The organism is Thalassolituus marinus, assembly GCF_020320395.1.
In the GTDB taxonomy this organism is placed as follows: Bacteria; Pseudomonadota; Gammaproteobacteria; order Pseudomonadales; family Oceanobacteraceae; genus Venatoribacter; species Venatoribacter marinus.
Window position 1 is genome coordinate 1 of sequence record NZ_JAEDAH010000067.1, and the last position, 8,803, is coordinate 8,803.

Below are 8,803 nucleotides of genomic sequence, written 5' to 3' on the forward strand. Positions count from 1 at the left end.
GTTCCCCTGGGAGGCAGTAGGCACTGCGGATTTAAAAGTCGTTTATAGAAAACAGATACCTTTAAAACTGTGGGACAGCAGTGGGCTATCAGCCGCTTTTTTTTATTACCAGTCGTTTGCCGACATGGCCGCCCTGACGGTTCGCATTTTTTCCGATTCCTCCAGCTGCACCAGATTACTGAACAGACTGCGGGATTCGCTACTGGTTGTTTCTGCCAGCACCTGCTTGTACAGACCGATGAGGTAGTCATCAATTTTCAGTGCGATACTTACCAGCTCATCAACGCTGATATCCGGATGAAACGCTTTACAGCCTGACAAGGCCTCTGCAATGGAGCCAGGTTCAAACTGATGCCACTCATCCAGCACCTTCTTACTGACATCCTGCTGATAACTCTGCAGCGACGTTGCCAGAGTATTCTCATGCTCCGCCAGCAAATGCAGCATCATATCGACGCGCTCGCGCTGAGTCTGATCACGCAGCTGCTCGTAGAGATTACGCGCGTGCTCATGCAGGGTACGACTGTAATCCAGAATATCTTTAACCGTTGAATAGCTCATAGCCAGCTCCTTGTCCGTGCTATAAGAATAGCCGCCTGGCGGCTATTCACCATTGCCGGAAATCAAAGGTTATTCTTCCGCACCTTCATTGAACTTCTGTTCCAGCTGATCGCGGTATGGACCAACCGCTTTTTTGTCAGCGGCGCTGACATTTTTAACAGAGCGCAGCATACCCAGCGACGCTTCCATCATCTGCTCCATCATCGCCTTCTGCTCTTCCGGCAGGGCTGATTCGCGCACCTGCTTAAGCTGCGCTTCAATCTGAGAGATAGAAACTGTCTCGTTTTCCATTTCCAGCGCGACATAAGCCAGAGAAATACGACGGGAAATTTCAGCCCAGTGCTCAGCACCATCAAAACCCGCTTTCTTAGCACGAGTATTGAACTCGTCGTACAAGCCAGCGTTCTTCAGCTCCTGCAGGCCTTTGGCAAACATGGCTTCGACACTGCTGTCTTCATTTTCCAGTTCCATTTCCGGAAGCTTGTCTTCATTTTCATTCAGCCAGCTGTCCATCTCACCAGTTGCGCTCAACCAGAGCTTTACGTCTTTTTCTGTCAGATCAGCTGCCATCGTCATTGAGGCCACTGTCAGCATCAGGGTAGCGAGCAGTGCACGCATAGTCGTCTCCAAAATCATTGTTATCCTTTACCGCTGCTTACACTAACGGGGTTTCCGGCCCACGGCAATAAATCTCAACCGGTACCGATTCATCGAAATCGCCGATTGCAGGGATTGTGCAGCTTGTCTCACTGTGCAGACACGTCAGAGCAACAAAATCCGGCGCGACATAGCGGGTTTCAGCCAGTAGCCACTGGGGAATGGTCAGCATCAGCTGGCGTAAATCACCACTGGAGCTGATGTCATACAACACATCCGCCGCCAACAGCAGATCAACGTCTGGCCAGTCACCGTCGACACAGTGAATATCGACATTATTTAACTCAGCATTCAACTGCGCCGCCAGCAGCGCATGCCCATCCAGATCTGCACACCACACTTCGCGTGCGCCGCACAGGGCCGCGGCCACGCCAACCAGACCCGAGCCACAGCCAAAATCCAGAACCCGTTTATCCTTAACGGCGTGTGGATTGGCCATAATCCAGCGCACCAGGGCATTCCCGCCCGCCCAGGCAAACGCCCAGAATGGTAATTGCTGCCATAAAGCCTCGATCTCACCGAAACTCATCTCCACCTGAGGGTTTTCCAGCGACATCAGCCACAAACGCAGCTCAGTATCCGGTACGGTCGACTGCACCAGAGAGGCCCCCGGTATCGCCAGATACTGGCTCAGCAAATCCAGTGTATTTGCGTTATCAACGGACATAGGCAGCCTTAAATGCAGTCACTTTTTCAAGATAACGACGAGACTCTGCTTTGGGGTGATGGCGCACAATGCGCTGATACACTTCGTTATCCGACATACGATTAATAATCTGCAGCGCTGTTTTTCGATCACGATGAAAGGCTTTTAACAAATTACCAGCACCACCATTGTAGGCAGCAATCATGCAGTACTCGCGTTTCTTCCAGCCTTTAATATCACGCAGATAAACATCACGCAGAATCGACAGATAAGCAGTGCCGACATCGACATTATTTTGAGGGTTCAGCAAATAGGAACGACTTGGCTTACCTGACTGCTTGTAAATACGCTGAAACACATCCTTACCTGCGGTCGCCTGCATAACCTGCATCAGGCCATAGGCGCCTGCATGGGAAACAGCAAAGGGGTTAAAACTGCTTTCAGTCTCCATAATCGCCAGAATCAGGGGAACAGACACACGGTATTTATCCGACGCATTCTGTGCCAGTGTGCGATAGCGATCAGCACTCTTATGCTTATGCCCCTGTACCATGGGAATATCGACCCAGTAGCGGGCCCCGCGATGGCGAAGTTTCTTTTCCAGTAAGTAGTCGGCAAAGCGCTCTGCACGCCAGGCATATTCAATACTAACGCCATCCTGATCAAGAACCTGCCCTGCCAGAAATGGCTTACCGGTAATTCCCAGGTCAGCAGCGGTATAGAGATCAACCGAGGTGGGATCTGCTGGCGTCAGCAAGGTTGCAACGATGGCGTGTTTCAGCGAAGTGAGCGGAGTTTTACTGCCCTCACTCTCCACCCGGATACGTCCGCCATCAAAGTCGATATGCAGTCGCGTGTGGAAGTCATCGAGGTACTTAACCAGGGTATGGACAGATGACTCTTCGTAGTCATTCCCCCATACCTGATTCGCTTGTTCTGAGAAGAACACATATTCGAGAATCACCGCCTGAACATCGTCAGACAGCTCGGTGAAGTTCGCTGGCAATTCCGCACTGTTAACAGCGCGACTCAGCAAAAGCAGCAAAACAATCAGGAAATTAAATCTGAACACGTACGCAATAAAAAGGCGGCCCGAAAGCCGCCAGTTTACTGTGATGCTGCGCAGGTGTCAGCCGATCAACGCACAGCCTCACGGCGAACCGCTGCAGGTGAGAAGTCTTTCTCATCCAGTTCAAAGGTATAGTTGATGGTGCTGCCACGCTCGTTGTCCAGTCCTTCTACGAAATAGCGGCCATCCTGCATGTCGTAGGTCACTTCCAGCGTGGTGTACATCACTGGTACATCGTAGTAGTTAATAAGATGCGCTTCCGTCACTTCCCACAGGTTACCAGCTTCATCGTATTCTTCGGCGTAAACGATAGACCAGGAATCTTCATCAACGTAGTAACGACGGGTTGCATAACGATGGCTGTAACCCACACGCAGTTTGGCTTCCACAACCCACACGCGGTGTGCTTCGTAACGCAGCAGTGAAGAATTGATGTGATGCGGCAGCAGAATATCGTCCACTTTCAGGTTGCCCTGATGCACCTTGTAAGCGTTGTAAGGAATATAAATTTCCTTCTTACCCTTCAGATCCCACTCGTAGTAATCCGGCACACCGTTAAACATATCAACCTGATCGACCGTACGAATAGAGTTAGTGTTCACATCGGCGGTGTCGTACGCCAGATCGGGAGTACGACGCAGGCGACGCTGGCCCGGCATGTAGATCCAGGACTTACGCGGGGAACGAATCTGGTCCAGTGTCTCGTGTACCAGAGTAATAGCACCGGCCATGGTCGCTGGTGCCAGTGTTTTACGTTTCAGCAGGAAGATTTTGTTATCCAGATCTTCTGGTTCGTAACCCGGCACGCTGTACTTGAAGTAGTACTCGTAGTCACGCAGAGCATCCATCCGCTGACCACCGGATGTCACGGATGAGGCTACACCGCTGAAAGACATGCTCAGACCACGAAAACGCAGCGTATGGTTCCACAGCACTTCGAGGCCATCCGTCGGGATCGGGAATGGTGATGACATGGTTGCACCACGGACACCGGAACCGTATTTAAACAGTTCGGCACGGGTAGCATTGGTTTTGATGCCTGCGTATACGTGTTCAGGATAGGAAGCCGAACGGTGCGTTGGGTACACCTCCAGGAACATATCCGGGAAACGCTTAAGCATTTCCATCTGGCCATTCGTCAGACGCGCCTTATGCTGCTCCATATTGGAGGCATCAATACGAAATAATGGCTTGTCACTGGCGTAAGGATCTTTATGGAATGCTCCGGAAGGATGGTTTTCGTCCTTCTTCAGTCCACCTGTCCAGGCCGGGATGTCACGGCCGTTGCCTGCTTTCTCGGCACCGACCGGAGTCAGGTCCTTACCAAGACGTTCTGCATCTTTCTGAGTTACAGCAGCGGAGGCCGGTAACGTCAGGGCAAACAGTGTGGAGAGCAATACCAGTCTTTTCATCATTTCACCATTGACGGGAGTTCAGCGGTCGGCAGGCTAAGGCCCAGCCCACTTGCAATCAATGGCAGGTTACAAAATCACCACAAAAAGTACTGACGAATTAGTCAGAACAATGTCTCAGATCACCCGAATGTACGTCGAAAGGTCGACGCCTGAGTGCCTTTGAGCTGCTCGATTGACACTTTCTGCACACTGGCGAGCATTGCTGCGATCATTGGCAGAGTTTCCGGGCTGTTACGTTTATCCGCCCAGAACGCCGGGCTCATGTCGGGACTGTCTGTTTCCAGCAAAAGCTGCTCTGACGGCAGTGTTGCCAGCGTTGAACGCAGACGCGTTGCCCGGCTGTGGGTCATTGCACCACCGATACCGAGGGCAAATCCCAGCTTATGCCAGGCCCTGGCCTGCTGAGCACTGCCTGTAAACGCATGAACGACACCGCCATGGCTAAAGTGACAGAGACGCAGCCAGGCTGCGGCTTCATCATGCATCCCACGCACGTGCAGAATCAGTGGTTTATGAAAACGACGGGCTAGATCAACCTGCTGGCGAAACCAGAACCACTGTTGCTCTAATTGCTCATGATCCTGAGCCAGAACACGATCCAGACCGATTTCACCCACTGCCAGCGCTTCTCCGCCTGCTAATAGAGCTTCCAACCGCTGCAGATGTTCAGTCTGGTGCTGATCGAGGAAGTAAGGGTGTAAGCCCAGCGCATGGTGCCAGGGACGATGTGTACAAAACGCGGACAGGCTCTCACACTGCTGAATCGTCACGCCGGGAATCATCAGTTCACCCACCCCGGCCGCCTTTGCTCTCTGCCAGACGGACTCACGGTCACTGTCAAACTGTGTGAAATCAAAGTGGCAATGGCTGTCGATCCAGTGAACAGGATGTGCACTCATATCAAATGGTGTTCTCTGTACTTTTTTTCATTCTGACTTCACCACAAAAAGGACTAAGCTGAAACGGAGTGTTTAAAAACGGATTTGGCTCCATGGAACTGAGCAGCTCAGAACTCAGAGATAACGTTATACGCCCCACCCTGCAGTATCTTGGTAAGCAGTCTGACGCCGCAGAAAACATTCTCGCCGCCATTGCCCGCAGCCATCGCCAGAATCCATCAAGCCTGTGTCCCCAGGGCATTTATCCGATTGATGCAGCGTTGCATCAGAAAGTCTGGAATCAGTATCTGGCCTTCGATCCGGACATGGCCAGTAAAATTCGCGGCCTGGCTTCGCAGCGTGAATTTCTGAACAGCCCGCACAACGAATTACGTACCAACCTCGCCTACGCTACCGCCATTGCCTGGGCAGTATTTCTGGCTTACCCGGACGCCCGTCACTGCCGCTTTAACGCAGATTCAACAGCGGTTTAACGGTTTGCCATAACGCCCGATAGTTACGTGCCAGCGGCACCGCAGGCTGATCTTCCACAATCGGGTTACGCTGATGCAGCATACGTTCTGCACTTGCGGAGTAACCAACAAAGGTATTCAGAAACTCCGGGTACTCTTTCAGATCCTGTTGCACCCAGCGCACATGGTCCGGCTTACGACGGTCAATCATGGTGACAAACGGCAACCACTGTTTGCTCTTAGCCCAGTCGAAGTCATCTTTTATCTGCTGATAGGCACGAATAGAGAGTAATGATGGCTGCACAGGCAACAGAATACGATCGCACGCACGTAGTACACCTTCCATCTGTGGCGTCATCAGCGGCGGACAATCGAGAATGATCAGACCGTAGGTTTCAGACAGTGCCGCCAGCGTGTCATTCATAAACTGGCGCGCCTCTTTACGGCTATCTACCCGCTGGTGAAATTTTCGCAGTGACATATCCGCCGGAAGAATATCGAGGCGCGGAATCCGGGTATGACGTATCAGAGAGCCAACGGGTACTTTACCGCGCCAGAATTCATCCTGTTGTTTTCCATTATCAGCATGAAAGATCCAGCTGCTGCCCCCCTGAGGGTCAAGATCCCAGATAAGAGTACGGATGTTGTCACGCGCAGCCAGAGCAGCCAGATTTACCGCGGTGGTTGTTTTGCCAACACCACCTTTCAGTTGATAGACCGCCAGCGTGCGCATGTTCACTCCTGAATGCTTTAACAATAATGCTCAGGTTTTACAGCATTCTGCTAACGATTCAAGCACAGAGATCAAAAGGCCTGATTGATCAGGCCATTCAGGCTAGAGATAAGGAACCGAACAGCCGCCCAGGCCACAATAGCCATTGGGATTCTTCGCCAGATACTGCTGGTGATAAGTCTCCGCCGGGTAATATACGCAGGCGGGCAGAATTTCTGTTGTGATATCAGCCAGCCCCGCTTTGCTCAGCTGATGCTGATAATGATCCCGGGTTTGTTCAGCAATTTGGCGCTCAGCGGCATCCGCCAGGTAAATGCCCGAGCGGTACTGGGTGCCGATATCGTTGCCCTGACGCATCCCCTGAGTCGGATCATGACTTTGCCAGAACACCTGCAACAGGGTTTCCAGCGTAACTTCGGCCGGGTTGTACCAGATGCGTACCAGTTCATTGTGGCCAGTCAGACCGCTGCACACTTCTTCATAGGTCGGGTTCGGTGTGTGACCGGCGCCGTAGCCGACAGAGGTTGAATATACCCCCTCAATCATCCAGAAACGCCGTTCAGCCCCCCAGAAGCAGCCCATACCGACCATCAGCTGAGCTAAGCCCTGCGGGCACTCGCCGAGAAATGGCCGGCCATGCACATAGTGACCATCGTTAACAACATACGCGGGCTGTGAACGCCCGGGCAGGGCTTGTTCCGCGGAAGGGATAGACATAAGTTTTGGACGCCACATAATGCACCTGAGATTGTGAATTGGCAGAGCTATTATGACCGTAAAAACCCCATCTTACTCCCTACGATTTATGGGGACTGGCAGCGGCGGCGAACTGGCGATGGGGTGTTCAGCTGCCGTGCTCGAACAGAACGGTAAGCCACAACTGCTGATCGACTGTGGCCCGGGCACGCTGGGGGCTTATCAGCACTGCTATGGTTCCCTGCCGGAGGCGATATTTCTCACCCACTGCCACCTGGATCATATCGCCGATCTGGAAATCCTCACTGTGCGTGTGCGGCTGCAACAGCGCCCGCCGGTACGCCTGTATGTGCCACTAAGCCTGATTACCCTGCTGCATCAACGCCTCGCCACATACCCCGGTTGTATGGCCGAAGGCGGACATAACTTCTGGGATTCTTTCCAGCTGATTCCGGTTGTGGACGATTTTCTGCACAACGACCTGACCCTGCGCCTTAACCCTGCCCGCCACCACGCACCGGGATCGGCTTTTTCCCTGCATCTGCCCGGCGTCTTCTTTTACAGCGGCGATACCCGTCCGGTGCCGGAAGTACTGGCCCATGTACTGAGCGGCAGTGAGGTGGTCTTTCACGACTGCGGTCTGATCGCCAATCCCTCACATACAGGTCTGGAAGACCTGGCACGGGAATACAGCCCGCAACTGCTGCGGCAGTTTGTGCTGTACCATTATGCCAATGAGGCCGCGGCAACAGCGCTGACTGATGCCGGTTATCGGGTTGCCCGCCCCGGCGACTGCATCGCGCTGCCTTCCATCCAGTAATGAATAACGATTTATCCACCATGAACGAACAACAAACGCTGCTGAATCAGCGTATCCGCCTGATGCTGGACGATGCCCGCGTCAGCGCACAAGCCTTACCGCAATGTCCGCAAATCAGTCTGTGGCTGGTCGAACCCGAAGCCATGCGCCGCCCATTCAGTCAGCAGGAAATTATTAATATTCAGGCCTATCCGGCCTACTGGGCATTCTGCTGGGCCAGCGGCCAGGTACTGGCACGTGAGATTTTGCAGAATCCGCACTGGGTTAAAGGCAAGAAAGTCATGGATTTCGGTGCGGGCTCAGGTGTAGTAGCCATCGCCTGTGTGATGGCCGGTGCGCGCGAAGTAATCGCCTGCGATATCGATCCCGACGCCCTGCTTTCCTGTGAGGCCAATGCGGCGCTGAATAACGTCAGCTATCGCCTGCACGGCGACCTGTTTGCCTTCGACGAGGAACTCGACCTGCTGATCGCCGCCGATGTGCTGTACGACAAAGCTAACCTGCCATTGCTGAATGTTTTCCGCGACAAAGCCCGTCAGGTGCTGGTGGCCGACTCACGCGTAAAGGATTTTGACTTCCCGCCGTACAAAGCCATCGGCCGTCATGAATCCTTTACCGTCCCGGATCTGGATGAACTCGACGAATTCCGCTGGGTTAATTTGTACGAAGCATAAAAAAGGCCGCTTACGCGGCACTAGTGTCCCACAAATTTTCATTTCAACTTTTGTGGGATATTCAGGGCCCTTTGTCCTCATAGAGGGGCCTTCCGAAACGTCGGACCGCCCCTATCGCCGGACGGGCTTAACTCCTGACCGCCAAGGATGGCGGAAATGCAGGTTTTGCAGGAGCAAAAAC

The 8,803-nt window shown here is 53.0% G+C and carries 11 protein-coding genes; 3 read left to right on the forward strand and 8 right to left on the reverse strand.

Annotated elements, in window-relative coordinates; translation table 11 throughout:
• Window positions 1–105 precede the first annotated feature (105 nt).
• The 6 genes from I9W95_RS12120 to I9W95_RS12145 form a co-directional block, all read right to left on the reverse strand.
• Complete coding sequence (locus I9W95_RS12120) at window positions 106–561, reverse strand: ferritin family protein (protein ID WP_225675244.1); 456 nt, start codon at window positions 559–561, stop codon at window positions 106–108.
• Window positions 562–630: 69 nt separating this feature from the next.
• Window positions 631–1,179 (reverse strand): hypothetical protein, encoded by a 549-nt coding sequence (locus I9W95_RS12125; protein ID WP_225675246.1) that lies wholly within the window; start codon window positions 1,177–1,179, stop codon window positions 631–633.
• Window positions 1,180–1,216: 37 nt separating this feature from the next.
• Entirely contained in the window at window positions 1,217–1,885 is a 669-nt protein-coding gene (locus tag I9W95_RS12130; RefSeq protein WP_225675248.1) for a class I SAM-dependent methyltransferase, read from the reverse strand.
• On the reverse strand, window positions 1,875–2,936 hold the full coding sequence (locus I9W95_RS12135) for a murein transglycosylase domain-containing protein (protein WP_225675250.1): 1,062 nt from the start codon (window positions 2,934–2,936) through the stop codon (window positions 1,875–1,877). The genes I9W95_RS12130 and I9W95_RS12135 overlap by 11 nt, the downstream gene beginning before the upstream one ends.
• A gap of 65 nt (window positions 2,937–3,001) precedes the next feature.
• Window positions 3,002–4,348 (reverse strand): DUF1329 domain-containing protein, encoded by a 1,347-nt coding sequence (locus I9W95_RS12140; RefSeq protein ID WP_225675252.1) that lies wholly within the window; start codon window positions 4,346–4,348, stop codon window positions 3,002–3,004.
• Window positions 4,349–4,467: 119 nt separating this feature from the next.
• Window positions 4,468–5,247, reverse strand: a complete 780-nt coding sequence (locus I9W95_RS12145) for a TatD family hydrolase (RefSeq protein WP_225675254.1) — start codon at window positions 5,245–5,247, stop codon at window positions 4,468–4,470.
• 92 nt (window positions 5,248–5,339) lie between these two features.
• Between I9W95_RS12145 and I9W95_RS12150 the strand changes: the two genes are divergently transcribed.
• Window positions 5,340–5,720, forward strand: coding sequence for a hypothetical protein (locus I9W95_RS12150; RefSeq protein ID WP_225675256.1), 381 nt, complete (start codon window positions 5,340–5,342; stop codon window positions 5,718–5,720).
• Here the strand turns inward: I9W95_RS12150 and I9W95_RS12155 are convergent.
• Complete coding sequence (locus tag I9W95_RS12155) at window positions 5,695–6,432, reverse strand: ParA family protein (protein ID WP_225675258.1); 738 nt, start codon at window positions 6,430–6,432, stop codon at window positions 5,695–5,697. The two genes, I9W95_RS12150 and I9W95_RS12155, sit on opposite strands and share 26 nt — an antisense overlap.
• Window positions 6,433–6,534: 102 nt before the next feature.
• Entirely contained in the window at window positions 6,535–7,149 is a 615-nt protein-coding gene (gene msrA, locus I9W95_RS12160) for a peptide-methionine (S)-S-oxide reductase MsrA (RefSeq protein ID WP_225675260.1), read from the reverse strand.
• Window positions 7,150–7,201: 52 nt separating this feature from the next.
• Here msrA and I9W95_RS12165 point away from each other — a divergent pair, with 52 nt between their 5' ends.
• Complete coding sequence (locus I9W95_RS12165) at window positions 7,202–7,948, forward strand: MBL fold metallo-hydrolase (RefSeq protein ID WP_225675261.1); 747 nt, start codon at window positions 7,202–7,204, stop codon at window positions 7,946–7,948.
• 20 nt (window positions 7,949–7,968) lie between these two features.
• Window positions 7,969–8,622, forward strand: coding sequence for a class I SAM-dependent methyltransferase (locus I9W95_RS12170; RefSeq protein ID WP_225675262.1), 654 nt, complete (start codon window positions 7,969–7,971; stop codon window positions 8,620–8,622).
• Window positions 8,623–8,803: the final 181 nt, after the last annotated feature.